The following is a 25206-nucleotide window of genomic DNA, read 5'->3' as shown; positions in this document are numbered from 1 at the left end:
TCAGCATACAAATAACATTCAGCTTAACATTCTATCATTAAACTGCCTTTAAAGTTTGCATCTTTAAAGGATTGGTAGCGGGGGCTGGATTTGAACCAACGACCTTCGGGTTATGAGCCCGACGAGCTACCAGACTGCTCCACCCCGCAACAACATGCAAATAATCCTTCTCAACTTAAATCAGATTTAAGCTGCCTTTTAAAAGTTTGCGTCTTTAAAAAAGGATTGATTGGTAGCGGGAGCTGGATTTGAACCAACGACCTTCGGGTTATGAGCCCGACGAGCTACCAGACTGCTCCATCCCGCAACAACAGAAGTTTTTTAGCTGCATACACCAACTTATGTTCTGGATTATAAGTTGGTGCGGAAGGGGGGACTTGAACCCCCACGCCCGAAAGCACTACCACCTCAAGGTAGCGTGTCTACCAATTCCACCACCACCGCAGCTGTGACGCATTCTAGTCGCATCACTGAAAAAAAGAAAGGTTTAATTAAAATTATTCGGTCGTTTGTGGTGCAGTTGGTGAAGTTTCAACCGGTTGCGCAGGCGCAGTTGGAGCTGATTGAATTGAAGACAAACTGTACGCATCAGTGGTCTGTTTCTTGGCAAGAATCGCCAAAGTAATACTGGTTACAAAGAACAATGCGGTAAAAACTGCCGTCAAACGGGTCATGAAATTACCCGAACCCGAGGCACCAAAGATCGTTGCCGCACCGCCGCCACCGAATGATGCACCTGCATCCGCACCTTTACCATGCTGAACCAAAATCAAGACAATCATCAAAATCGCTAAGATAATATGTACTACCAGCACAAAAGTTTGCATGCTGAACTCCTAATTATTGTGTATTTGCAAATGCTTGAGCAATTTGATGGAACGACTCAGCATTGAGTGATGCACCACCCACCAATGCCCCGTTAATGTCAGGACAGGCTGCTAACTCTACTGCATTTTCCGGTTTTACACTACCACCATATAAAATCGCCATAGTCGCAGCATAACCTGTAATCTGGCTCAAGCCCTGACGGATCTGGGCATGCATGGCCTGCGCATCTTCTGGAGAAGCTGTTTTACCGGTACCAATGGCCCAGATTGGCTCATAAGCAATTACGATATTTTTCCACTGTTCATCTTCTACCACAGTCGCGATATCACAAATCTGTTGCAGAACCACTGCTTCTGCCTGCCCTGCTTCACGCTGTTCCAGACTTTCGCCCACACAGTAAATTACGGTTAAGCCGGCATTTAAGGCATTCTTGATTTTAGCATTTAGAATCTGTGAACTTTCAGCAAAAATTTCACGACGTTCAGAGTGTCCAATCAATACATAGCGAATCTGGCTATCAGCCAATAATTCAGCACTTACTTCCCCGGTATAAGCGCCTGTACCTGAAATACGTGATACATCTTGTGCTACGGTATATACAGGGCGATTAGCAGAAGCAAATGCAGTTTGAATTTGAGTTAAGGCAAGGGTTGTCGGTGCCACACCCAAATGACAATTCTCTGTTGAAACTGGTGCAGACTCAAGCAAGTCTTTTAAATTCTGAACCAAAGCCTGGGCATCTGCCTGCATTGGATTCATTTTCCAGTTGCCCACCACCCAAGGGGTAATCGTCGAAACCGACATAAATAACCTATTTCACTGACATATCTTGAATTGGGCACATTCTACACGGAATTGTAAAATTTAAAGAATAGTTTTATTCCTCCTATTTCTCAGTTTAGACTATTCAAAGTGATTATTTTTTGTTATCACTGAAAAAATGCCCGGTTCTTCCGACCAGTTCAAGCTTTTACTGAATATCAGGAAGATTGCAGCATTTTCAGCTATGGTATTTTTGTATAACAAACGTATAATTTTAGAATAGCAAATTAAAAAAATTGAATTGATAGGCATATTGAAGCATGACAGCATTGCAGGGGTCACCAAGATTTACAGGGTTTATTCGTCGCCTGGTCGATGAAGGGGTATTATCGGCTGAAGATATGCGGACTGCTTTAGCCAATGCCAAACAAGAAAAAACAGATATTGTGGCCTATTTGGTCAGTCATCATAATCTTTCCCCTACCACCATTGCCGAAACGATCTCAGTAGAATTTGGTGAACCTCTATTTGATATTGGCGCTTATGATCCAGGACAAATCCTGCGTGAAGATATCGATGAAAAGCTGATCACCAAGCATCGTATTCTGCCAATTTATAAAAACGCCAATGTTCTTTATGTTGCCACGAGCAATCCAACCAATATTGAAGCAACGGATGCCATCCGCTTTGCAACCAAACTGAATATCGAAACTGTTATTGTTGAACACAATAAACTTGAAAAACTGATTGAGCAAAACTTTACTGAAGAAAGTACTTTTGATTTTGATGATGATTTCGATCTGGATGTCGATGTCGACACAACCGATCCGACGAAAGAAGAAGATGAAAAAGACAAGGGTGAAGAAGCCCCGATTGTTAAATATATTAATAAATTACTGATTGATGCCATTCGTATGGGGGCATCAGATTTACATTTTGAACCTTATGAAAAAATGTATCGGGTACGCTATCGTGTCGATGGCGTTTTACGCCAGATTGCAACACCGCCGCTACAACTAGCAAACCGTTTAGCGTCACGTTTAAAAGTTATGTCGCAGATGGACATTTCTGAGAAACGTGTTCCTCAAGATGGTCGTATTAAATTAAAGCTCTCAAAAAACAAAGCTATCGACTTCCGTGTTAACTCACTCCCTACCCTATTTGGCGAAAAACTGGTTCTACGTATTCTAGATCCGTCTAGTGCTATGCTAGGAATTGATGCTTTAGGTTATGAACCTGAGCAGAAAGAGTTATTCATGGAGGCCCTAGATAAACCGCAAGGGATGTTACTGATTACCGGTCCTACCGGTTCCGGTAAAACCGTATCACTTTATACGGGCTTAAACATCTTAAACCGCGAGGATACCAATATTTCTACTGCGGAAGATCCAGTCGAGATTAATCTGCAAGGGATTAATCAGGTTAACGTGAATAATAAAGTTGGCCTGACTTTCGCAGCGGCTTTAAAATCCTTTCTGCGTCAGGATCCTGATATTGTCATGGTCGGTGAGATCCGTGATCTGGAAACAGCTGAAATTGCAATCAAGGCAGCACAAACAGGTCATATGGTGATGTCAACCCTGCACACCAACAGTGCTCCGGAAACTCTGACCCGTTTACGTAATATGGGCGTCCCTTCTTTCAATATCGCGACCTCGGTCAATCTAGTGATTGCGCAGCGTCTGGCCCGTCGCTTGTGTTCACAATGTAAAAAGCCGGCTGATATTCCTCAGCAAAGTTTGCTGGAAATGGGCTTTACCGAATCAGATTTACAAAGCCCTGAATTTCAGATTTATGAGCCAGTCGGCTGTAATGAATGCCGTGAAGGGTATAAGGGCCGGGTCGGTATTTACGAAGTCATGAAAGTCACACCTGAAATTTCAAGAATTATTATGGAAGATGGCAATGCCATTGAAATTGCTGAAGCTTCCGCGCGTGCAGGATTTAACAATTTACGCCGATCAGGGTTAGTGAAGGTTATGCAGGGGGTGACTTCTTTACAGGAAGTCAATCGTGTAACCAGCGAATGATCGTGCTGAATATAAAATAAGGATAAAGCTATGGCAGCAGTAAAAAAAGGCCAGATGACACCGATCTTCAGTTATGAAGGGGTTGACCGCAAAGGCGCCAAGATCAAGGGGGAATTGCCGGCACGAAATATGGCCTTAGCAAAAGTGAATTTGCGCAAACAAGGCATTACGATCAAAACCATTCGAGAAAAGAAAAAAAATATTCTCGAAGGTTTGATGAAGAAAAAAGTTTCTACACTGGATATCACTATCTTCACCCGTCAGCTCGCCACTATGATGAAAGCTGGGGTACCGTTAGTTCAGGGCTTTGAAATTGTTGCGGAAGGTTTGGAAAATCCATCTATGCGTGAGGTTGTGCTTGGAATTAAAGGCGAAGTCGAAGGCGGGAATACTTTCGCTGGTGCTCTACGTAAGTACCCGCAATATTTCGATAATCTATTCTGCTCTTTGGTCGAATCTGGCGAACAATCTGGTGCTCTGGAAACCATGCTGGATCGTGTCGCGATTTATAAAGAAAAAAGTGAGCTGTTAAAGCAAAAAATTAAAAAAGCCATGAAATACCCAGCCACAGTAATTGTAGTAGCTGTGATCGTCACAATTATCCTGATGGTGAAAGTAGTTCCTGTATTCCAGGACTTATTCTCTTCATTCGGTGCAGACTTACCTGCATTTACTAAAATGGTAGTCAATATGTCCGAATGGATGCAAAAATATTGGTTCCTTTTGATTATTGGAATTGGCGTAGTGATTACTGCTTTCCTTGAAGCGAAAAAGCGTAGCAAAAAATTCCGTGATTTACTGGATAAGGCCGCGCTCAAAGCACCCATCTTTGGTGATCTGGTCTATAAAGCGATCATTGCCCGTTATAGCCGCACTCTCGCCACCACTTTTGCTGCCGGTGTGCCATTAATTGATGCGCTTGAATCGACTGCTGGTGCAACCAATAACGTGGTCTATGAGGAGGCGGTATTAAAAATCAAGGAAGATGTTGCGACAGGTCAACAGCTTCAATTTGCCATGCGTGTCACCGATAAATTCCCTTCTATGGCCGTACAAATGGTTGCAATTGGTGAAGAATCAGGTGCATTGGATGCCATGCTGGATAAAGTCGCAACCCATTATGAAAATGAAGTCGACAATGCGGTTGATGGTTTAACTTCCATGATGGAGCCCTTGATTATGGCAATTCTTGGTGTCCTTGTTGGTGGCCTTGTTATCGCAATGTACCTTCCAATTTTCCAAATGGGTTCCGTGGTTTAATGCAAGATTTTATTTTATATTTCAGTCAAAACCCAACTGCGCTTTATCTCGCAGTTGGGCTTTTTAGTCTCTGTATTGGTAGCTTTTTAAACGTTGTCATTTACCGTACCCCTAAAATGATGGAACAGGAATGGCGTACAGATTGCCAGCTGTTCTTGCATCCAGATCAGCCCATTATTGATGAGAGCAAAATTACTTTAAGCAAACCAGCTTCAACTTGCCCGAAATGTCAGACTCCTATTCGCTGGTATCAGAATATTCCGGTGATTAGCTGGATCTTATTACGTGGTAAATGTGGTAACTGTCAAAATCCTATCAGTATCCGCTATCCATTTATTGAGCTTTTGACAGCTGCTTGTGCACTGATAGTGGTGGCAGTATTCGGGCCTACAATACAGATGCTGTTTGGTCTGGTTTTTACCTATGTCCTGATTGCCCTCACCTTTATTGATTTCGACACCCAGTTATTACCTGATCGCTATACCCTGCCGCTGGCTGCACTCGGCCTGGGTATTAATAGTTATACGATTTATACTACCCCTGATTCTGCCATCTGGGGCTATATCATTGGCTTCTTATGCTTGTGGGTGGTGTACTATCTTTTTAAGCTGGTGACCGGCAAGGAAGGTATGGGCTATGGAGATTTCAAATTACTAGCTGCCTTAGGTGCCTGGATGGGTCCTATGCTCCTACCACTCATTATATTATTGTCATCATTGGTGGGCGCAATTATTGGGATTATCCTGCTTAAAGTCCGTAAAGAAAACCAGCCCTTTGCCTTTGGCCCTTATATTGCCATTGCCGGCTGGATTGCCTTTTTATGGGGTGAGCAGATCATGAAAATTTATTTAGGTCAGTAAAGTGAAATTTGTACTCGGTTTAACTGGTGGAATTGGAAGTGGCAAGTCTGCTGCCAGCCAATGGTTTGAATCTCAAGGGATTGCTGTCGTAGATGCGGATATTGTCGCCCGTGAAGTCGTTGATATTGGTCAACCAGCCCTACAGCAGATTCAGCAAGCATTTGGTGATTGGGTTTTACTTGAGGATGGCTCATTGAATCGCCGTGCTTTACGTGAATATATTTTCCAGTCTCCAGAAGCACGAAAAACGCTGGAAAATATCACCCACCCTGCTATTCGCACTTCAATTATTCAACAGTTGCATGCAGCGCAAAGTCCTTATGCGATTTTAGTTTCTCCTTTATTGTTTGAAACCAATCAGCATGAACTGACACAACATACGTTATTAATTGATGCTGCTATTGAACTGCAAATTCAACGAGCTTCGCAGCGCGATGGACAAAATGTAGAGCAAATTCAGAAGATCATTGCCGCCCAAATGCCGCGTGAACAAAAACGCGCTATGGCTGATGATATTGTGCTGAATGATGGTGAGCTGGAGCATCTCTATGCTCATCTCACACCATTGCATGAAAAATATCTTCAGATGGCTACTCAAAATCATTAACCCGAACTCAGTCATTCTCCAAATAAAAAGCAGCCCTTTTAGGACTGCTTTTTTTGTTGTTCCAGTTTTTGACTCAGGCTATCTCGATGCATCAACCAGCGCCAAGGCTGTATGGCACCAATTGCCATACCTACTAAACCAGAGACAATCGCGAGGCTTAGAGGTTCATTTAATAACGGTACAGCCAGTATGGCAGCAATGAATGGTGCGAGGGTCACGATACTGCCCGCTTTAAATGCACCTAAACGCTTAATCGCTTCCACATAAGTTAGTGTCGCTACAATCACCACAAAAATACCGTGAAAGAGAACTTGGGAAGCCATTTGCCAAGGTTCAGCCACATCCAGACGTTTTGGGAAGAATAATACATAAAGCGGTACATAAACGATGGCTGACCAGATCGCCACACTAGCCATAGAATGCCAGGCAGAGAGTTTCCATTGACGTAGCAGTACAGTGAACACCCCCCACCACATCGCACTGATGAAAAACAGCAGATCGCCTAATCCCAAGGCCACACCGGACTCCCGGAACATTAGCCAGCTCATACTGCCAATCGCAAGCAGCATAATCGCCATACTAATCCAGGTATGTCGGTCAAACCCCTGTTTAAATAATACAAAAGCAGCCACTGCGGTACTAAGCGGAATACAGCCATTGAGAAATACAGCAGCATGAGCTGCAGGTGCATAATGGAAAGCGGTATAGGCGGTCAGGCAATACCCCACTCCACCGATCATGGCTAAGAGAAAGGATTCCTTACTCCATAAAAAGGCTGTGTCCTTTTTATAAATCAGGACTGGCATCAGAATCAGAAAAGCCAATAGAAAACGTAATCCCACCAGATCCCAGGCACTAATCCCCCACTGGGCACTTAAACGCGTGCTTAAGGTAAAACCTCCCCAAATACACATGGTAATTAAGACAAAGGCATAACCTTGCGTTCGGGGAGACATAGACTTCTTCTTTAACAGTATTTAGGTAAATAATAAAAAGGACTTAAGCTTGACGCTGACGACAGGCTTCATAAAGAGCCATCCCTGTTGCCACACTCACATTCAGACTTTGCAGATTGCCTGCCATCGGAATATAAACCGTCTGATCACATTGGCTTTGGGTAATTGGACGTAAACCGGTATCTTCCGCACCCATCACCACGCATACACCTGTTCCAGTAAAATCAAATTTCTGGATGGGTAAAGCTTTTTCATCCAGCATTGTACCAACCACACGTACATTAAATTCATCTTTGATTTGACCCAAAGTGCGCGCCAGATTGGTCACCTGAATAAACTTCACTTTTTCTGCACCACCCGCTGCCACTTTACGTGCAGTTGGCGTCAGGCTTGCTGAACGGTCACGCGGCACAATTACAGCCGCTACACCCATCGCTGCGGCAGTACGAATACAAGCACCCAGGTTATGTGGATCAGTTACCTGATCGAGTGCTAATAGAAGTACTTGAGAATCTTGCTTCAATAGATCTTCCAGATCCTTTTCATTTAAGGTTGGATGCGGGCGAACTGCCGCCACTACGCCTTGGTGAAAAGGCAAACCTGCCAGTTTTTCTAACTTGTCACGACTAGCCTGCTGGACACTAATGCCGAAAGGCTCAGCCAATTCCAGCACACGTTTCAGGCGCTGATCATCACGACCTTTCAGGGTAAAAAGAGTCAAGACACGTTCAGGCTCAAGCTCCAGCAGTGATTCTACTGAATGGACGCCATAATAATACTCAGGTTTAGCCATGAACGACCTCGAAAATAAATTGGGAAATAGGCAGCAAAAGAAAAATCCTGCAAAGCCAACTTCACAGGATTCTGTATCAAGCTTAGTTTAACCGATTCAGAACAAAATTTCTTGATCGGTTACAGCTCATCTGTAGGTCTGTTTAGCCTTCAAAATGGCAAACATAGTCCAGCACATCATCAGTTTCAATTTTGAAACGGCTATTGCCTGGCACATAGAAAGACTGACCAGCACGGAACAGTTCTTTTTCTTCGCCGTCAGCGATTTGCACACGACATTCACCTGAAATGATTTCCATACGCTCAGGGACATGTGTTTCAAAAGTTAATGCATTTTCTGAAGGTAAAATTACCCCTAAGGTTTTTTTAGTGCCATCTTCAAATTGCACCACATGGCTGATGCATAACCCGCCAAAATACACATTCGATTTTTTAAGTACTGATACATGATCAAACTGAGCTGACATGCCATTTCTCCAGATAAAGCATTTTGTAATATTTTGATTGCTGTAGTTTAAATGTGCACCCGCAACTAATCAATCGAAGTTTATCGGACTTGAATGAAATTATTGGGTGCCCCTGCTTGCCTTGATTCTAGGCTGTTTAAGTGATTTCGGCAGATCCTGGAAAATGCCGTGATTTTTCCCGCCATTTATAAGCAAAATATATTCCGACCTGATTTAATTTAACTTTCAAGCATGTCAGAAAAATGAAAATATCTTTTGTAACTAGTGGCCTGATCTTGGTTCCTGTGACACAACATTCAAATAAGCGTGTATTAATCCCTGAAATTTAAGATAGAATGAAATCGATTTATCCTGATTTATAATAACAGCCGCGTTGCTAGACTGAAGCAACTGACATGCTATTTCATTCAAACTTTTCGCAGCCCGGATGCGTTTATGCTGACACATTTAACTCTGATCAATTTTGCTTTGGCCGAGCATCTTGCTATTGATATTGATAAAGGTTTTAACGTTCTTACTGGTGAAACCGGTGCAGGTAAATCCCTGTTACTGGATGCCCTATCTGCCTGTCTAGGTGAGCGAACCGATACCAATTATGTGCGTTATGGCACCGAAAAAGCGGATGTAACCGCAAGCTTTAGCTATCAGGAAGACAGCCCTGAGGCGAGCTGGTTAAAAGAGCATGAACTCGATGATGAGTCAGGAGAAATTCATTTACGCCGGGTGATCTTTGCCACTGGCCGCAGTAAGGCTTGGATCAATGGCCGGCCCAGCAGCCTGTCTGAACTGAAAGAAATTGGCCGACTACTGGTCCAGCTTTATAGCCAGCATAGCCAGCAGCAACTGTTAGAACCGCCTTATCCCAAACACTGGCTGGATCGCTATAGCAATTTTTATGCACCGGCTCAGGAAGTACGTGACGCTTATAGCACCTGGCATAAAAATATTCGCCAGCATCAGGCCGCGTTGGATGCACAAGCAACTCGTAAGCAACGTATGGAAACTCTGGAGCTGCAACTCGAAGAACTGGAAGAAGTCGTCCAGACGGATTATCAGGAAATTGAGCAGGAATTTGACCGCCTTTCCCATCATGAAGCGATTATGCAGGACTGTGTCTATAGCCTGAATGGACTGGACGAAGGTGAACAGAATATTTCGCAGGAACTGGCTTCAATTTTACGCCGTATGGAATCGCATGCCGGTCGTAGCGAGCAGCTTTCTCAGATTTATACCTCATTGCTGAATGCTCAAAGTGAACTCGAAGATGCGACGGCGACCTTACGCCAGTTTATGGATCGACAAAGCTTTGATCCGGAACGTATGGAAGAACTGAATTCCAAACTGGAGGTGTTTCACCGTTTAGCACGCAAATACCGCACTCAGCCAGAATTGCTAAAAGAAGAATATGAGGCTTGGCAGGCTGAGCTTGAGCAGCTGCATCAGCTGGAAGATCCGGAAACTCTGGCTGAACAGGTCGAGGTCTCTTATCAGGAGTTTCTGAGCAAAGCTCAACATCTGGATCAGATTCGCCGTGCTGCGGCCGAACCGCTGGCGAAGAAACTGACCGAACAGGTGAAACAGCTTGCCCTACCTGAAGCACATTTTGAATTTAAATTTGAGCCTTTGGAACATCCATCAAGTGAGGGTTTGAGTTTTATCCAGCTTCTGTTTACTGCCAACAAGGGCATTCCAGCCCAACCTCTGGCACGGGTGGCATCAGGCGGTGAATTATCCCGTATCGCCTTGGTGATGCAGGTGATGAATGCAGAAAAAACCGAAGCTGAAGTACTGGTCTTTGATGAAATCGATGTCGGGATCAGTGGCGGAACTGCGGAAATCGTGGGTCGCTTATTGGCTGATCTGGCACAGCATGTACAAATTCTATGTATCACCCATCAGGCGCAGGTGGCTGCACAGTCCGACCAGCATTTACTGGTGAAAAAACGTCAGACTGATCCGGCCAGCAGTACCATTATTAATCTGGAAGAAAGTGAAATTGTACAGGAACTTGCACGTATGACGGGTGGCGTGGAAATTAATGAAACCACCTTGCAGCATGCACGTCAGTTAAGACAGTTAAAGTTTCAGCAAACATAAATCATGCTTCATAAAAAATCCCTGGCTAGTGCAGGGATTTTTTATTAATAGTCTTTTAGTTTAAAACAACTTATAAAAAATTAATAAAAAATAAAGCACTCCGCTTTAAATATAAAATTTAATATTTTCTTCTATTTAATTATTTAGTTTGATTATTAAACAATTAAAAATAGACCTCTTGCGAAAGTAAAAACTGCCTCAATATAGATTTCATGAAATATCAGAAATTAAATCGTTTTTCAGATTCTGAATTCCAGCGCTTGGTTGGTGTACCTCGAGCAGTTTTTAGTGAAATGGTCGAAGTTTTAAAAGAAGCAGAATCACTTAAAAAGAAATTAGGGCGTCCTCATACTTTAGCTATAGAGGATCAATTATTATTAACACTCAATTACTTACGGAGCTACAACACCCAATTGGAATTGGCGGCAAATTACCATATCGCTGAAAGTAATGTGAATCGAACTATTAAAAAGGTTGAAGATGCATTAATGAAATCAAGACGTTTTACCCTGCCAAAACGAAGCATTACCACAGCAGACGAACAATTTAACTGGGTAATTATTGATGCGACAGAATGTTTAATAGAACGCCCGAAAAAAAAATCAGAGTAAGTTCTACAGTGGTAAAAAGAAGAAACATACGTTAAAAGCCCAAGTGATCTATCATCCGAAGAGCAAACAAATCATAGGAGTAGATATATCGTCTGGCAGTCAGCATGATATTAAATTGGCAAGAAAAACAGTTAAGAAATTCAAACATTGTGACTATGTTATGACCGATTTAGGGTACTATGGGTTAGAGCAAGATGGCTTTAAATTATTGATGCCAATAAAGAAAAAGAAGAATTTACCCTTATTTGATGCTGAGAAAAATTACAATAAAATGATTGGAAAAATACGAGTTGTAATCGAACACATTAACAGTCAATTGAAAAGATTTAGAATACTAAGTGAACGCTATCGAAATAGACGGAAAAGATTCGGTTTACGCATTAACTTAATCGCTGCACTGGTAAACCGGATGAACTTGCAATAACGACTTTCGCAAGAGATCTAATATATAAACTTATTCCTTCTTAAATTTATTTTATATTCTTAGTCGATAATAAATGAACCCTAGAATTTACCATTCAATAAAATAAAACTGATTTTATTGATTTATTGAAAAAATAAAAAATACCTATTTGTAGTTTTTTATACTCAGCATCTACAAAGCTAAGTTGTCAGTAGTGCATTTTTGTGGGATAAGTAAATAAAGGAATAGACAATTTGCAGAATTGAAAATCCAGTCTTTTGCCCTGATAAATCATCTACCACGATCACAAACGATATAGACTTTTGGAGAGCCGCTCAGGTGACTAAACAATATCTGACTCATCGTTGTCTGATTGCGCCACCCCATGCAAGTGACGATTTTTTTGCCCACACGGTCATTTATCTGGCCCGTCATGATGAAGATGGCGCTCAAGGGATCATTATTAACCGCCCTGCTGGCATTCAAATTAAAGAATTGCTGAATGATCTGGATATTGAAGCGGATAATGTCAATCCCCATGAAGTGTTGCAAGGTGGACCTTTGCGACCAGAGGCTGGTTTTGTCCTGCATACCGGTCAGCCGACCTGGCATTCCTCTATTGCTGTGGGTGAAAATGTTTGTATTACCACATCTAAAGATATTCTGGATGCGATTGCGCATAATGAAGGTGTAGGCCGCTATCAGATCGCATTGGGTTATGCCAGCTGGGGCAAACATCAGCTTGAAGAAGAGATTGCCCGGGGTGACTGGCTAATCTGTGAATCCGATATGGACCTGATTTTTAACTTACCTTATAACGACCGCTGGGATGCTGCCTATAAAAAAATGGGCGTAGACCGAACCTGGTTATCTTCCGAGATTGGACATGCCTGATGTAAACGCGCCAAACACTATTATGGCGTTTGATTTTGGTACACAGAAAATGGGAATGGCAGTCGGTCAATCCCTGATTGAAAGTGCCAATCCCCTCCCTTTATTTCCCATGAAAGATGGGATCCCGAACTGGGATGAGTTACTGAAAATCGTAAAAAGCCATCAGCCAGGCTTATTTTTAGTTGGTCTGCCACTGAATATGGATGATAGTGAATCTGAACTGTCGACACGGGCACGTAAATTTGCCCGCCGTTTACGTCATCAGACCAATATTGAAACCTTGATGGTGGATGAACGCCTGACCACTCGTGAAGCACGGGATGAACTGGATCATTATCAGGCTCAAGGTCGCGGCAAAAAATTGTCAGCGGACAGTATTGCTGCTGCCCTCTTGATTGAAAGCTGGTATCGGCATCCGGTTGGACTACAACCTTAAATTTCTTTTTGAATATCAGCCATAGCATCTTTCGAGATGCTATTTTTTTTGAATTAAAGAATCTCTTTTTTAGTTCATTGGGATACTTTCAATCTAAAAGAATAGAGTGCCTTCATCAATCATTTTTTAATCATAAAACAATGACCAAAGAAATTTCCTCATCCTCACTTTCTCCCTGAGGGAGAAAGAATTTTAAATACTAGGGTGTGTTGACATTTTTAGCTTAAAAAAATAGCGAAGTAGTAAAATCAAATCACCAAACCCAATTTTACTATTCGCTATGCCTCGTACCATGCTGACAGATCAACACTGGCAAAAGTTGAAAGTTATTCTGCGTAATTTATCCATTCACCACAACTCAAATTTACGCAATTTTATTGAAGCTATTCTCTATAGAATTAGGACAGGTTGTCCGTGGCGAGATATTCCTTCTTGTTTTGGTCATTCAAACTCTATTTTCAAACGTTTTAATCGTTGGTCAAGCAGCGGTAAGTTACTTAGATTATTCAAATTACTAGCCTCATGCCCCGATATGGAATGGATTTTTATTGATGGCTCTCATGTACGTGCTCATCAACATTCTGCCGACATAGCGAATCAATCTATTTCTAAAAGTGTAGGAGGAAACTCCTCAAAAATACATTTGATTGTTGATGCACATGGCAATCCTATTGATTTCATGATTACCGATGGAACCACACATGACGTCAAAGTTGCGCCTGATTTAATATCAACATTAGATTTAAAAGAGACAAAAGTGGTATGCGCAGATAAAGGCTATGATTCAGAACCACTGCGTGAACAGATCAGGAAAACAGGGACTAAAGCGAATATACCAAAGAAAACGAATAGCCAATCGAACAATGACCATATGGACTGGTATTTATATAAAATCAGGCATTTAGTTGAAAATATGTTTTGTAGATTAAAGCAATTTAGAGGAATAGCTACTCGATATGACAAGCTCAAAAGAAATTATCAAAGTTCTGTTGCCTTAGCCTGTATATTTTTATGGCTACCGTTATAGGGTTAATTATGAACAGTAAGTGTCAACAGACCCTAATGAACTAATATTTTTTGTTTTATCAAAGATAATTTAATTAAGGAAAAAAATAACGAAAAGTCAGGTTAATTCTGGGTTCCAAAACCCGAGTCGTTTTCCGTATACAATGTTTCCAGTAGTGTTGAGTCTGTCCACGCATCACAATCAATTGACCACTTTGCAAAAGCAGATCTACTGTTTTATTTTCTGTCTTATGTTTAAAGCTCATCTTGCGGGTTGCCCCCAGACTGAGGGATGCGATCACATTTTCGCGGGACGCCCCTTGATATAAAGCCGCTTCATCATCACTATGCCAGCCCAGACCCTGCGAACCATCTTCATATAAATTAGCCAGACAGGAATTAAAGGAATGACCCACCAATTTCTCAATATGCTGCTTTAACCGAAATAGCCCCGGTGTCCAGATATGAGCTTGTTTGAAACTTCCGGAATAATGATATTGATAGTGTTCATCGCCATACCAGACGACTTTTCGCCCAGTAATATAATGCTTGCCAAATAAAGTGACTTCATCCGCTTGCCAGGCCAGATGAGCTAAAAAATGCTGTAAATATTGCTGGCTCTGCTGCTCATTTAAAATCTGGCCATAATCCTCTACCACCCCATCAAAGGGTAATAAATTCATTTGAGGTTCTGGCGCAAACAGGTCCAAAGTCATTTTAAAATCAGTCTAAAAATTTCAGTATCTTGCTGAAAAGATTGAGACTTATCCAGAGAAATTACAATCTAATTTCACAAATAAATACAACATTTAATCTTGTGAGTACCTTTATTCCTGCCTAGACTAAATTCAACTTTGACAATAAAAATAATTGCTTATGAATTTATGGCAGCTGTTTTTTAAACTTCGTCCCTTTGTCAGCCCTTATCGGCTCCTGGTGATTGCGACCCTCATTCTGACCCTGATCGGTTCCTTTACTGCTCAGGTCAATGCACTGACCCTGCAATATGCAGTCGATAGCATCAATGCACTGCTGGAACAAGGACAAGGGCTAGATGAAGGCTGGCATATCCTGATCACTATCTCTGCCATTTTACTCGGTAAGGAAGTGGTGAATGCGCTGGTACAGTTTGGGCAGAAGTTTTATGGAGAAAAGCTGCGGATTTTTATTTCCCAAGATCTGGCTCAAGGCATTATTGAAAAGTTTTTAAAGTATCGGCTGGCATTTTTTAATCAGGATAATAATCAGGCCGGAAAATTGCAGACCCGGATCGACCGCGGAATTGGCTCCCTCACCCGACTGGTCCAGATCTTTTTCATTGATATTTTTCCTCTATTTACCAGTGCAATTGTCGCGCTCGGATTGATGTACTATGCCAATTTTTATGTCGGGCTGGTCGCCACAGCGATTGTACCGATCTACTTCTGGCTCACCTATAAACAGGCACAAAAACTTGGTGGATGGCGCCGTAGTCTGAGAGATGGCCGGGAAAAAAAGAGCCAAGGGATTCTCAGTATCATCAATTCAATTACAGTCATCAAATCCTTTAACCGGGAATCAATTGAATCAGACAAGCAGCTGAGCTTGCAGCGTGAACTGACCGATAACCAGATGAAAACCCGGCAAACCAGCTTCCTGTTTGATGGCTTAAAAACCTTTATTGAACAGATCGGCATAGTCCTGATTATTATTCTGACCTCCTATTTTGTACTGGATGGCCAGATGAGTATCGGCATGATCATGTACCATGTGCTGCTCTTTAATAACGTCTCTGCCCCGATTCGCTCGTTGCACCGGATTTATGATGAAGTGAATGATGCCATGATCTATTCAGAAAGCTTCTTTAATATTCTGGAAGCGGATGCTGAAATTGAACAGAGTGGCCAGCAAAAACCACCTGTCCAAGGCCGATTTGAGCTAAGTGGCGTGAATTTTTATTATCCGAATGGGCATCATGCTTTAAAAGATATCAATATGGAAATCCGCCCCAATACCATTACCGCACTGGTAGGATTATCGGGAGCCGGAAAATCAACCTTGATCAGTCTGCTAGATAAATTTTATGAACCACAGGAAGGCCAGATCAAGCTGGATGGGATTGATTTAAAAGATTATGACACTCAATATCTGCGTGATCATATCGGATTGGTACTACAGAAAAACCATATTTTCCAGGGCACAATTTTTGACAATATCCGTTATGGCAAAACCAATGCCAGTATGGATGAGGTGATTGCAGCTGCTCAAAAAGCCTCAATTCATGAACAGATTTTACAGCTACCGGATGGTTATGATTCCGATGCCCTGCAACTGTCCAGCGGTCAGCAACAGCGAATTGCCATCGCACGGATGTTCCTGAAAAACCCGCCGATTATTTTTCTGGACGAGCCGACGGCGAGTCTGGATGCCATTGCGACAGAACAGATCAAACAAAGTCTGGATCAGATCAAGCAAGGCCGTACCGTGATTATTATTTCGCATAGCCTGTCTCAAATTATTGATGCAGACTATACCTATGTGATGAAAGAAGGTTGTATTGCCGAACACGGTGAACATGACGCGCTTTATCATCAGGACGGCGTATATAAGGAAATTTTCGATGCAATGGCCAAGAGCCTGAATATTGAAAAAATTGCCAAGACTTTTGAAGATGATGCAGAGGAAGAAACGCATAGTTAGCTCTTCATTAGACTATCCCTAAAAAAGAAAAGCGGTCTTTAAAGACCGCTTAAAATCAAGATTTATCATCCAGTATTAAAACCGCATAATCCATTCACCTTTGATATAACGATAATCGTAATTCGGGAAGCTTCTCTTTGACTTTCATCAATGATCATGAATTTTCTCTTAAATATATAATTTCACTGAGTAAATTAATGCAGGGTTAGGTTTAGACCAGAAGTATGTGACTGATAACAAAAGAGCTTCGTTTTTCTTTCTTATCTATAGATTTGATGAGCACATGAAAAAATCTTTTCACTTTCTGAAAATAATTCCATTTTCATAAATCAACCCGTATTTTGCTAAATTATATACAACTTTTGTATGTTTTTTGATAAATAGTTCACATTTCTTTTAATTAAATTTATAAAGCTTATTAGTAATTATTATTTATGTGATTTTTCTCATAGTAATATTAGGGAACGCCTATCCTGTCTAGCTTTCACAATATCAAGAGCATTTTTTGAAATAAAAAAAGCCTGCACGATGCAGGCTTTTTACTATTATTTAGTTTTAATTAACGCTGAAATTTTTGTTCAATTTCTTCAACACTGCTATGACGTACATCCAGGCCCTTGACCATATAAATGACCTGTTCCGAAATATTACGCGCATGATCTCCAATGCGTTCCAGGGAACGTAGTACCCAAAGCACATTGATCACCCGACTAATATGCCGTGGATCTTCAATCATATAGGTCATTAAAGTACGGGTAGCGGATTGATATTCCCGGTCAATATCAGCATCGGCCTGCATCACGCGCAGTGCTTGGTCTACATCCAGACGGGCAAAGGCATCCAATGCATCATGAATCATCACTCGAACCTGATTACCAATATGTCGGGTTTCCATATAACCGCGTGGTGAACCACCCTCTTCACATAGGGTCTGGGCAATACGAGCAATTTTCGATGCTTCATCTCCAATCCGCTCCAGATCGGTATTCGCCTTGGACATGGCAAGCACCATGCGCAGATCAATGGCAGCGGGATGACGGCGAGCCAAAATCAGGGTCAGTGCCTCATCAATTTCACTTTCCAGACGGTTCACAGTATTGTCCTGAAACTGCACATCGACCGCCATGGCAGCATCTGTATCCAGCAGCGCATGAATGGCATTGGCTACCTGCTGTTCTACCATGCCGCCCATGGTCATGAACTTGGTATTTACATCCTGCAATTCTTCATTGAATTGCGAAGAAATGTGATGACTGAGCACAGGATTATTGGGACTCAAGGAAATCTACTCCTGAACAGGAAAAGGCAAAAATACACCATGAACTGTGATTAAAGCATGACTATCATGAAAGTTTGATGACAACTTGTTAGCCTTCTTTAAGAATGGTCATATTCAATGAGCCAGGCATTCATCTCTGCCAGTTCCTTTTCTGTCAATTGTCCTACTGAAGCCTGTAATTGCAGTACATGCAGCAAATAATCATATTTAGCATTCAGATAGTCGGTCTTGGCAGAGAAGGCATTGCGCTGCGCCAGTAATACATCCACCATGGTTTTTAAACCTTCCTGATATTGAGCTCTGGAAGCTTGAGAAACGATATCTGAAGATTGCATCGCTGCTTTACGTGCATTGAGTTTGGCCTCATCCGTTTCTACCTGCAGATAAGACTGTTTGACATCGGTGTTGGCTTTGCGGATTGCGGCATCCAGTTGGGCTTCACTTCGCTGCACATTTACGCCGGCCTGACGAATACTTTTTTGGGTTCGGCCCCCGGTAAACAGGTTCCAGTTGACCTCGACGCCAATCTGGTCAAAATCACCATTGGTTGATAACACTGTTTCAGGAGTCTGCTTTAAATAGCCATAGGTTCCGACGGCTTCAACCTGAGGATAGAGAGCCGCCTGCTCTACCCGCTTGGCATCTTCCGAATAGCGTTTCTGCAAACGGGCCTGTAGAATTTCCAGATTCTGGTTTTGTGCCAGTTCGGTCCAGGAACCGATATTACTCGGAACAGGTTTCTGGAACTGGAAATCCTCACGCAGAACCGCCAGATTTTCCTGATAAGGTCCAATCAGCTGTGCCAACTGTTCCTGAGCTAGAACCAACTGCACCTGTGTAGAAATTCGGTTGGCCTGAGCACTCTGATATTGGGCATTGGCTTCACTGACATCACTTCTCGCTACGAGCCCTTCTAGAAGTTTGGCATTCATCATCCTTAACTGTTCTGATAAAGCCTGCTCTTCCTGTAAATAAGCTGTGGTTAAAGACTGCTGACGTAAAACATTAAAATAGGCTTCTGCCACCTGCAAAATATGCTGCTGCTTTTGCAGACGTAAATTAACTTCACTAAGTTCTACCGAGGTTTTGACCTGCTTATAACCTTGCCAGGCATCCCAACGAAATAGTGGCTGACGTGCAGTGACTGCAATCTGACGTGTGGTCGTACTCGAACCTTGTAATTCCCCAAACTCGGCAGGCAAGCCTTCTATCGATGAATTATCGGCAGACTGGTTTTTACGGGTCACATTTCCAGATAAAGTCACAGTCGGCAATAAATTTCCGCTGGCAATGCCCAGATTGAGCTGATCCGACTGGTATTGCAACAGATTCGCCTGCCAGTTCGAATCATTCTGCTGGGCACGCTGATAAGCTTCAAGCAGATCCAGCGCAAACAGTGTCGGACTGACACCCAATAAACAGGCACTGACGATGAGTTTTAATTTCATTTTATAGTTTTCACCCCTACAGCCATTTCAATCATCAGATTAAGGCGCTTTAAACCCAGCAATACTAAAGATTTCTTTTGATTTTTTACGTATGACTTTTATTACTTTTCTCTTATAGATCCACGATTTTATTCAATATTCCTCCTATTTTCCCCTTCCTGCATCCTAGCTTAACAAAGCCATTCACAATACTACACATAGAACTTGAATTAGATCTATACAATATAGCTCCCAGTAAGGCAGTTATTTCTGATTTCATCTATATAGAGTCCTGAAGCATAGTGTTAACGCGAATTCATTCGATATTCAAAGTTTGTTTTGTTTTCAGCAGTTTGCTGTTCGTAGGCGGATGCCAGCAATCCTCAGAACCGCAAGTTGAAATGGAACAGGCCGAGGTTAAAACCGTTCAATCTCCCGCGAACGATTTCACCCTCATGTGTGAAAATATTGAAAAAAACATGTCCCAGATTAATGAACAGCGCACCACTTTTGCACTGGAACAGATTAATCAGGATCTTAAAGTGTGTCTGCCGCTCATGGAACTGGCCGAGCAGAAACATCTGATGCAACGTTCTACAGAAATGTATCAACGCTTCCTGCATGTGGAACGTACCGAATTCCAGCAACGTGCTTTCGAGCAATATGCCTTGGATATGGCTCAACATCCTACTATTCAACAAAGCCACTTTGAACAGTTGACCACGCGCGACCAGTATTTATTGAAGCATAAAGGTCAGGCCTATGTAGAACTCTTGGATCAGGGCAATGGCACATTACAATATCGTCGTAGTCCGGAATATCTGGCACGTATTTTTGCACCGTATTTACCGGTTGCCGAAAAGGTATTTATTGAAAATCTGGCTGAGCAGAATATGGAACCGGTCTTGGTCGAAAAACGCTTACAGCTTGAAGCTGCCAATATTGCCGCTCGCGCTCTATTCTGGGAAGATTATCTGCAAACCTATCCAAAAAGCAGTTATCAGCGTGATGCCGAATATCTGCTGAAACAATATACTTATTTCCTGTTTAGAGGCAGCGAGCAATCGCCAATCTCTGAGGATTATCGTGACCGTTATTCGGTAGAAACCAGCCATCTGGAAACTATTATCGGTCTAGCACAGGGTCATAAATCCAAGTTATCGACACAGGCGCAATTATTTTTAGAGTTTCTGGACATGAATCCTGAACAGCGCCAGCGTGCCTTAGCTGCGGAATATCGTGACCGTTCCAGTACTGAACAGATTTTATATTATGCCCAAGTCACCCCACCCTCACAGAACTACGGTAAAGACTGCTTTAAAGATGCGATCTGTCTTTAAAACAATCTTTTCTTAAAAATCGATGAGATAGCCGAAAATCAGCAACCCCTCCCAATTTAAAGCTACTTTTTAAATACCAACTAAGCTAAGATTTAGCCTCGCTTGACGGAGCGCGAGTAATAACTCGCTGAGATCACTTAAATCAGCCTTATCGGCCATTTGATAGTGAGTACCGTTGAACCTGATCAGGTTAATACCTGCGTAGGAATCAAGCCATCTAAAAACGACTACCCTTGTTTTATCTACTCCCAGATAATTCTGTCCACGTTTTTGGTCGTGCTTGATTCGTTGATGTCATTCATAAGGATCATTGCAATGAGCCAGTTAACGAATCTTTCTTCTGAAACTCCCCTTACTCCACACGAACAGGAAGCGCGTGATCTGACCCGCATTCTGCCAGCTTCCCGTAAAGTTTATCTGCAAGGCTCACGTCCTGATATTCAGGTGCCCATGCGGGAAATTTCTCTCAGCGAAACCCCGACTGGTCTGGGTGGTGAATATAATGCACCGCTGATGGTCTATGACACTTCAGGGGTTTATACCGATCCAAACATTGAAATTGACCTGAATAAAGGCCTGCCAAATCTGCGTGAAGGCTGGATTGAACAGCGTAATGACACAGAAATGCTGGATGATTTAAGTTCTGAGTTTGGTCGCCAACGTCTACGTGATATCCGTACTGCCAATATCCGCTTTGCCCATATCCAGAAACCACGCCGGGCTAAACTTGGCCAGAATGTGACCCAGATGCACTATGCCAAACAGGGCATTATTACGCCGGAAATGGAATATATCGCGATTCGGGAAAACTTGTGTCAGCTGGAAGGGACCGATATGCGCCAGCATCCGGGACAGAATTTTGGTGCCAAAAATTTACAGAAAATCACCCCTGAATTTGTACGCCAGGAAGTCGCTGCAGGCCGTGCCATTATTCCTGCCAATATTAATCACCCTGAGCTGGAACCGATGATCATTGGTCGTAATTTCCTGGTGAAAATTAATGCCAATATCGGGAACTCTGCGCTGGGTTCAAGTATTGAAGAAGAGGTGTCAAAAATGACCTGGGCAACCCGCTGGGGTGCCGACACCATTATGGATCTGTCGACTGGTCAAAACATCCATGAAACCCGTGAATGGATTATTCGCAACTCTCCAGTTCCAATCGGTACAGTCCCAATTTATCAAGCACTGGAAAAAGTCAACGGTGTAGCCGAAGACCTGACTTGGGAAATCTTTAAAGATACCTTGATTGAACAGGCTGAACAGGGCGTGGATTACTTTACGATTCATGCCGGTGTGTTATTGCGTTATGTACCACTGACCGCGAACCGTCTGACTGGTATTGTTTCTCGTGGTGGTTCGATCATGGCACAGTGGTGTCTGGCCCATCATCAGGAAAACTTCCTTTATACCCATTTCGATGAAATCTGCGAAATCATGAAAGCCTATGACGTGTCTTTCAGTCTCGGGGATGGCTTACGTCCCGGCTGTATTCAGGATGCCAATGACGAAGCGCAATTTGCCGAGCTACGCACTTTGGGTGAACTAACGCATCGTGCCTGGGAACATGATGTACAGGTGATGATCGAAGGTCCGGGGCATGTGCCAATGCATATGATCAAGGAAAATATGGATCTGCAGCTGGAAGTCTGTAAGGAAGCGCCTTTTTATACACTTGGGCCGTTAACCACAGATATCGCACCGGGTTATGACCATATTACCTCAGCCATTGGTGCAGCAATGATCGGCTGGTACGGTACCGCAATGCTTTGCTACGTAACACCGAAAGAACATTTAGGCTTGCCGAACAAGAAAGATGTGAAAGACGGCATCATTACCTATAAGATTGCCGCACATGCTGCCGACTTGGCCAAAGGCCATCCAGGGGCTCAAGCCCGTGACAATGCTCTGTCTAAAGCCCGTTTTGAGTTCCGTTGGGAAGACCAGTTTAACCTGAGCCTGGATCCGGACACAGCACGCAGTATGCATGATGAAACCATGCCAAAAGCGGCACACAAATCGGCTCACTTCTGCTCGATGTGCGGACCGAAATTCTGTTCAATGAAAATCACGCAAAATGTGCGGGATTATGCTAGCCAGTTATCTGCTGATGAGACCCCGGCTGTAACGCAGGCAGAGATTGAAGCCGGCCTCAACCAGATGAAAGACGATTTCCATAACTCTGGTCAAAAATTGTACCACAAGGTGTAAAACTGTAAAAAAAACAGTTGTTTTCATAAAAATCTCAGATAGGATGAAAAAAATAAGTTATTTCATCCTTTTCTGAGTTATGAATATTATTAAACAAGCCTCTTATAATAAAAAAGATTTTAGGATAGAGGCCCGTGAGTTTTTATATCGGGGATTTATTCAGGTGGAAAAAGTCACGTTACGTCACCGTGTCTTCCATCAGGAATCTTATACACCTGCATTGCAGCGTGAGCTCATCCATCGTCCTGAAGCCGCTGGGGTACTACTGTATAATGATCAGCAGCAAAAATTCGGCTTGATTGAACAGTTCCGTATTGGCGGGCTGGATGATCAGGATACGCCATGGCAACTAGAAGTCATTGCCGGTGTACTGGATGGCGATGAAACGCCTGAGACCTGTATTCGCCGCGAAGCTTTCGAAGAATCAGGCTGCACTGTTGATTCCTTGCAGCATCTTTTCAGTTTCTATCCTTCTGCCGGCGCATGCTCGGAACTGTTTCATCTTTATGTCGCCCAGACTGAACTGCCTGAAGAAGGCGGTGTTTTTGGCATGCCGGATGAAGGGGAAAATATCCAGCTGCACATTCTGGATTATGCCGATATTCTGACCCTGCTGAATAATGGTCGCCTCAGAAATGCACCTGTGATTATGGCCTTACAATGGCTACAACAGCATCAACAGGCTGTCCCGTCAGGTTTAAGGGGGCAGACATGACATCGGAACAATTCAGTCCTGCATCGCCACAAGAATGGACCATTATCCAGATTTCTGATACCCACTTGATGGATCAGCCCAATCTGGAATTCGCGAATATGAACCCGGAGCAGAGCTTTCATGAAGTCATGCAGCATATTCAGCACAATTTTCCAGAAATGGATGCACTCGTACATACCGGTGATCTGGCACAGGTGCCGGTCGCAGAAACCTATACGCGTTATTTAAAATATATCCAGTCCTGTCAGGTGCCCTATTATCAAATTCCGGGCAATCATGATGATATTAAGGTCTTTCCTTGTTATCAGGATCGAGATCAGGCTCATGCGATTCATTTTGGCAACTGGACCCTGATTTTACTAAATAGTGCAGTCCGGGATCGGATAGATGGTTGGGTAGAACAGGCTCAACTGGCACAGCTGGACCAATTATTGCTTGAATATCGTAATCAGTATGTGATGGTAGCTTGCCATCATCATCCTTTTGCGATGAAGTCGCACTGGATTGATCAGCACCGGCTAAAGAATGCCGAAGATCTAAAAGATGTACTGGCCCGGCACCAGAATGTGAAGCTGGTTCTGTTTGGTCATGTACATCAGGATTCCTGCAATGAATGGCACGGTATCCAGTTTTTATCGACGCCATCGACCAGCGTACAGTTCAAACCCAAGAGTGACGAATTCGCGCTAGACCAGGCAGCACCTGGCTATCGTGTATTACATTTGAAACAAAATGGGGAGTTCGATACACATATCGAACGTGTGACCTTAAGCCAGCAAAATATTAATACCGAAATTTCAGGTTATTAACTTTGCATTTTATTTTTTTTGAATTACTTTATTGCAACCAAAGGAAATGTGATATCTATAATCCAGACATCAAAGACTATCAAAAAGCATAAAAAGTCTATATGATGACGACCCCCGTAGGAGGATAATCTTTCTACAGGGTGGATAAAAATTGCATATCACCATATTTTTTGCGTATTACATACGCATATGATGAGGAATGCCCTAAATGGCGAATGACAACCAAAATCAAGTCTTAGACGAACAAACTGATGTTGTAGAGGAAAAAACTACAAAACGTGTGCGCAAATCTAAGCCGAAAACGACTGAGGGTGGTTCTACTGCTAGCTTATTTGGTATTGAACCTTATCAACCTAAAAAAAATGAAGAATACATGTCTGAAGGGCAGCTTGAACACTTCCGCCAAATTTTGATGGCATGGAAAGCTGAACTGATGTCAGAAGTTGATCGTACTTTAAATACGATGCAAGACGAAAACACTGCGCTCCCTGATGTAAACGACCGTGCGACTCAGGAAGAAGAATTTGCCATCGAACTTCGTACTCGTGACCGTGAACGTAAACTGATCCGCAAAATCGAGCAATCTATCGAAGCAATTAAAAATGATGACTACGGTTTCTGTGAAACTTGTGGTATCGAAATTGGTCTGCGCCGTCTGGAAGCACGTCCAACTGCAACTTTATGTATCGACTGCAAAACTTTGGCAGAGATCAAAGAGAAGCAAAATAACGGTTAAGC

The 25206-nt window shown here is 42.7% G+C and carries 22 protein-coding genes, 3 tRNA genes, 1 pseudogene and 1 riboswitch; of the genes and pseudogenes, 15 read left to right on the top strand and 11 right to left on the bottom strand.

The window, feature by feature from the left end:
* Window positions 1–72: 72 nt before the first annotated feature.
* The 5 genes from ACWM1W_RS01470 to tpiA all read right to left on the bottom strand — a co-directional run bounded on the left by ACWM1W_RS01470 (window position 73) and on the right by tpiA (window position 1632).
* Window positions 73–149 (bottom strand) — tRNA-Met (locus tag ACWM1W_RS01470).
* An 81-nt stretch (window positions 150–230) separates the two neighbouring features.
* A tRNA-Met gene (locus ACWM1W_RS01465) sits at window positions 231–307 on the bottom strand.
* A gap of 52 nt (window positions 308–359) precedes the next feature.
* A tRNA-Leu gene (locus tag ACWM1W_RS01460) sits at window positions 360–444 on the bottom strand.
* Window positions 445–497: 53 nt separating this feature from the next.
* Window positions 498–827: a preprotein translocase subunit SecG gene (gene secG, locus ACWM1W_RS01455; RefSeq protein ID WP_004787204.1), complete on the bottom strand. Its 330-nt coding sequence runs from the start codon at window positions 825–827 to the stop codon at window positions 498–500.
* A 13-nt stretch (window positions 828–840) separates the two neighbouring features.
* Window positions 841–1632 (bottom strand): triose-phosphate isomerase, encoded by a 792-nt coding sequence (gene tpiA, locus ACWM1W_RS01450; RefSeq protein ID WP_375725938.1) that lies wholly within the window; start codon window positions 1630–1632, stop codon window positions 841–843.
* Between the two features lie 278 nt (window positions 1633–1910).
* Here tpiA and pilB point away from each other — a divergent pair, with 278 nt between their 5' ends.
* The 4 genes from pilB to coaE are packed head-to-tail and all read left to right on the top strand — an operon-like array spanning window position 1911 to window position 6347.
* On the top strand, window positions 1911–3620 hold the full coding sequence (gene pilB / locus ACWM1W_RS01445) for a type IV-A pilus assembly ATPase PilB (protein ID WP_291358489.1): 1710 nt from the start codon (window positions 1911–1913) through the stop codon (window positions 3618–3620).
* Window positions 3621–3650: 30 nt separating this feature from the next.
* Window positions 3651–4880, top strand: coding sequence for a type II secretion system F family protein (locus ACWM1W_RS01440; RefSeq protein WP_004787210.1), 1230 nt, complete (start codon window positions 3651–3653; stop codon window positions 4878–4880).
* Window positions 4880–5740, top strand: coding sequence for a prepilin peptidase (locus tag ACWM1W_RS01435; protein ID WP_004787213.1), 861 nt, complete (start codon window positions 4880–4882; stop codon window positions 5738–5740). Before ACWM1W_RS01440 ends, ACWM1W_RS01435 begins: the two co-directional genes overlap by 1 nt.
* 1 nt (window position 5741) lies before the next feature.
* Window positions 5742–6347, top strand: coding sequence for a dephospho-CoA kinase (gene coaE / locus ACWM1W_RS01430; protein WP_004787215.1), 606 nt, complete (start codon window positions 5742–5744; stop codon window positions 6345–6347).
* Window positions 6348–6385: 38 nt separating this feature from the next.
* Here the strand turns inward: coaE and ACWM1W_RS01425 are convergent, their stop codons facing one another.
* The 3 genes from ACWM1W_RS01425 to ppnP all read right to left on the bottom strand — a co-directional run bounded on the left by ACWM1W_RS01425 (window position 6386) and on the right by ppnP (window position 8562).
* Complete coding sequence (locus ACWM1W_RS01425; protein ID WP_375725937.1) at window positions 6386–7303, bottom strand: DMT family transporter; 918 nt, start codon at window positions 7301–7303, stop codon at window positions 6386–6388.
* 43 nt (window positions 7304–7346) lie between these two features.
* Window positions 7347–8096 carry a 23S rRNA (guanosine(2251)-2'-O)-methyltransferase RlmB gene (gene rlmB / locus ACWM1W_RS01420; RefSeq protein WP_005233526.1) on the bottom strand — a complete coding sequence of 250 codons (750 nt, stop codon included), beginning with the start codon at window positions 8094–8096 and terminating at the stop codon, window positions 7347–7349.
* Between the two features lie 142 nt (window positions 8097–8238).
* Entirely contained in the window at window positions 8239–8562 is a 324-nt protein-coding gene (gene ppnP, locus ACWM1W_RS01415) for a pyrimidine/purine nucleoside phosphorylase (protein WP_375725936.1), read from the bottom strand.
* Window positions 8563–8997: 435 nt separating this feature from the next.
* On the opposite strand from ppnP, the gene recN reads away from it, so the two are divergent.
* From recN to ACWM1W_RS01390, 5 genes and pseudogenes are all read left to right on the top strand, one after another.
* Window positions 8998–10659, top strand: a complete 1662-nt coding sequence (gene recN / locus ACWM1W_RS01410) for a DNA repair protein RecN (RefSeq protein WP_375725935.1) — start codon at window positions 8998–9000, stop codon at window positions 10657–10659.
* Window positions 10660–10871: 212 nt separating this feature from the next.
* Window positions 10872–11694, top strand: a protein-coding gene (locus ACWM1W_RS01405; RefSeq protein WP_085064288.1) for an IS5 family transposase whose coding sequence is annotated in 2 segments (ribosomal slippage) — window positions 10872–11252 and window positions 11254–11694 — 822 coding nt in all. Because the reading frame shifts where the segments join, the coding sequence is not laid out codon by codon here.
* 318 nt (window positions 11695–12012) lie between these two features.
* Entirely contained in the window at window positions 12013–12567 is a 555-nt protein-coding gene (locus ACWM1W_RS01400) for a YqgE/AlgH family protein (RefSeq protein WP_004787233.1), read from the top strand.
* Window positions 12560–13003 (top strand): Holliday junction resolvase RuvX, encoded by a 444-nt coding sequence (gene ruvX, locus ACWM1W_RS01395; protein ID WP_034169762.1) that lies wholly within the window; start codon window positions 12560–12562, stop codon window positions 13001–13003. The genes ACWM1W_RS01400 and ruvX overlap by 8 nt, the downstream gene beginning before the upstream one ends.
* Before the next feature lie 280 nt (window positions 13004–13283).
* Window positions 13284–14049, top strand: a pseudogene (locus ACWM1W_RS01390) (IS5-like element ISAba31 family transposase).
* A gap of 54 nt (window positions 14050–14103) precedes the next feature.
* Here ACWM1W_RS01390 and ACWM1W_RS01385 read toward each other — a convergent pair.
* Entirely contained in the window at window positions 14104–14724 is a 621-nt protein-coding gene (locus tag ACWM1W_RS01385; protein ID WP_375726280.1) for an alpha-ketoglutarate-dependent dioxygenase AlkB family protein, read from the bottom strand.
* A 160-nt stretch (window positions 14725–14884) separates the two neighbouring features.
* On the opposite strand from ACWM1W_RS01385, the gene ACWM1W_RS01380 reads away from it, so the two are divergent.
* The gene (locus ACWM1W_RS01380) at window positions 14885–16687 is read left to right on the top strand and encodes an ABC transporter ATP-binding protein (RefSeq protein WP_395521887.1); all 1803 of its coding nucleotides are present in this window, start codon (window positions 14885–14887) and stop codon (window positions 16685–16687) included.
* Between the two features lie 559 nt (window positions 16688–17246).
* On the opposite strand, the gene phoU is transcribed toward ACWM1W_RS01380, so the two are convergent.
* Window positions 17247–17966, bottom strand: a complete 720-nt coding sequence (gene phoU / locus ACWM1W_RS01375; protein WP_004787240.1) for a phosphate signaling complex protein PhoU — start codon at window positions 17964–17966, stop codon at window positions 17247–17249.
* A gap of 98 nt (window positions 17967–18064) precedes the next feature.
* Entirely contained in the window at window positions 18065–19414 is a 1350-nt protein-coding gene (gene abuO / locus ACWM1W_RS01370) for a multidrug efflux outer membrane protein AbuO (RefSeq protein ID WP_375726107.1), read from the bottom strand.
* 281 nt (window positions 19415–19695) lie between these two features.
* Here abuO and ACWM1W_RS01365 point away from each other — a divergent pair, with 281 nt between their 5' ends.
* The 5 genes from ACWM1W_RS01365 (at window position 19696) to dksA (ending at window position 25204) form a co-directional block, all read left to right on the top strand.
* Window positions 19696–20733 (top strand): hypothetical protein, encoded by a 1038-nt coding sequence (locus tag ACWM1W_RS01365; protein WP_375726106.1) that lies wholly within the window; start codon window positions 19696–19698, stop codon window positions 20731–20733.
* A gap of 96 nt (window positions 20734–20829) precedes the next feature.
* Window positions 20830–20958: riboswitch (TPP riboswitch) on the top strand.
* A gap of 90 nt (window positions 20959–21048) precedes the next feature.
* Window positions 21049–22944, top strand: a complete 1896-nt coding sequence (gene thiC / locus ACWM1W_RS01360) for a phosphomethylpyrimidine synthase ThiC (RefSeq protein WP_375726105.1) — start codon at window positions 21049–21051, stop codon at window positions 22942–22944.
* A 79-nt stretch (window positions 22945–23023) separates the two neighbouring features.
* The gene (locus tag ACWM1W_RS01355; RefSeq protein WP_375726104.1) at window positions 23024–23659 is read left to right on the top strand and encodes an NUDIX domain-containing protein; all 636 of its coding nucleotides are present in this window, start codon (window positions 23024–23026) and stop codon (window positions 23657–23659) included.
* Complete coding sequence (locus tag ACWM1W_RS01350; protein ID WP_375726103.1) at window positions 23656–24468, top strand: metallophosphoesterase; 813 nt, start codon at window positions 23656–23658, stop codon at window positions 24466–24468. The genes ACWM1W_RS01355 and ACWM1W_RS01350 overlap by 4 nt, the downstream gene beginning before the upstream one ends.
* 208 nt (window positions 24469–24676) lie before the next feature.
* Window positions 24677–25204: an RNA polymerase-binding protein DksA gene (gene dksA, locus ACWM1W_RS01345; RefSeq protein ID WP_375726102.1), complete on the top strand. Its 528-nt coding sequence runs from the start codon at window positions 24677–24679 to the stop codon at window positions 25202–25204.
* Window positions 25205–25206: the final 2 nt, after the last annotated feature.

It is taken from the genome of Acinetobacter sp. TW_SC_4, from assembly GCF_054861205.1.
The sequence above is the reverse complement of the archived record's forward strand: the minus strand, read 5'-3'. Positions and strand labels throughout refer to the sequence as shown.

Excerpts from the sequence above, each read along its gene's own strand:
- ACWM1W_RS01385 (WP_375726280.1), bottom strand. The coding sequence starts at position 14,724 with ATGACTTTGGACCTGTTTGCGCCAGAACCTCAAATGAATTTATTACCC.
- abuO (WP_375726107.1), bottom strand. The coding sequence starts at position 19,414 with ATGAAATTAAAACTCATCGTCAGTGCCTGTTTATTGGGTGTCAGTCCG.
- secG (WP_004787204.1), bottom strand. The coding sequence starts at position 827 with ATGCAAACTTTTGTGCTGGTAGTACATATTATCTTAGCGATTTTGATG.
- ppnP (WP_375725936.1), bottom strand. The coding sequence starts at position 8,562 with ATGTCAGCTCAGTTTGATCATGTATCAGTACTTAAAAAATCGAATGTG.
- ACWM1W_RS01355 (WP_375726104.1), top strand. The coding sequence starts at position 23,024 with ATGAATATTATTAAACAAGCCTCTTATAATAAAAAAGATTTTAGGATA.
- thiC (WP_375726105.1), top strand. The coding sequence starts at position 21,049 with ATGAGCCAGTTAACGAATCTTTCTTCTGAAACTCCCCTTACTCCACAC.
- ACWM1W_RS01435 (WP_004787213.1), top strand. The coding sequence starts at position 4,880 with ATGCAAGATTTTATTTTATATTTCAGTCAAAACCCAACTGCGCTTTAT.
- tpiA (WP_375725938.1), bottom strand. The coding sequence starts at position 1,632 with ATGTCGGTTTCGACGATTACCCCTTGGGTGGTGGGCAACTGGAAAATG.
- ruvX (WP_034169762.1), top strand. The coding sequence starts at position 12,560 with ATGCCTGATGTAAACGCGCCAAACACTATTATGGCGTTTGATTTTGGT.
- ACWM1W_RS01380 (WP_395521887.1), top strand. The coding sequence starts at position 14,885 with ATGAATTTATGGCAGCTGTTTTTTAAACTTCGTCCCTTTGTCAGCCCT.
- recN (WP_375725935.1), top strand. The coding sequence starts at position 8,998 with ATGCTGACACATTTAACTCTGATCAATTTTGCTTTGGCCGAGCATCTT.
- ACWM1W_RS01440 (WP_004787210.1), top strand. The coding sequence starts at position 3,651 with ATGGCAGCAGTAAAAAAAGGCCAGATGACACCGATCTTCAGTTATGAA.
- pilB (WP_291358489.1), top strand. The coding sequence starts at position 1,911 with ATGACAGCATTGCAGGGGTCACCAAGATTTACAGGGTTTATTCGTCGC.
- ACWM1W_RS01350 (WP_375726103.1), top strand. The coding sequence starts at position 23,656 with ATGACATCGGAACAATTCAGTCCTGCATCGCCACAAGAATGGACCATT.
- ACWM1W_RS01425 (WP_375725937.1), bottom strand. The coding sequence starts at position 7,303 with ATGTCTCCCCGAACGCAAGGTTATGCCTTTGTCTTAATTACCATGTGT.
- rlmB (WP_005233526.1), bottom strand. The coding sequence starts at position 8,096 with ATGGCTAAACCTGAGTATTATTATGGCGTCCATTCAGTAGAATCACTG.
- dksA (WP_375726102.1), top strand. The coding sequence starts at position 24,677 with ATGGCGAATGACAACCAAAATCAAGTCTTAGACGAACAAACTGATGTT.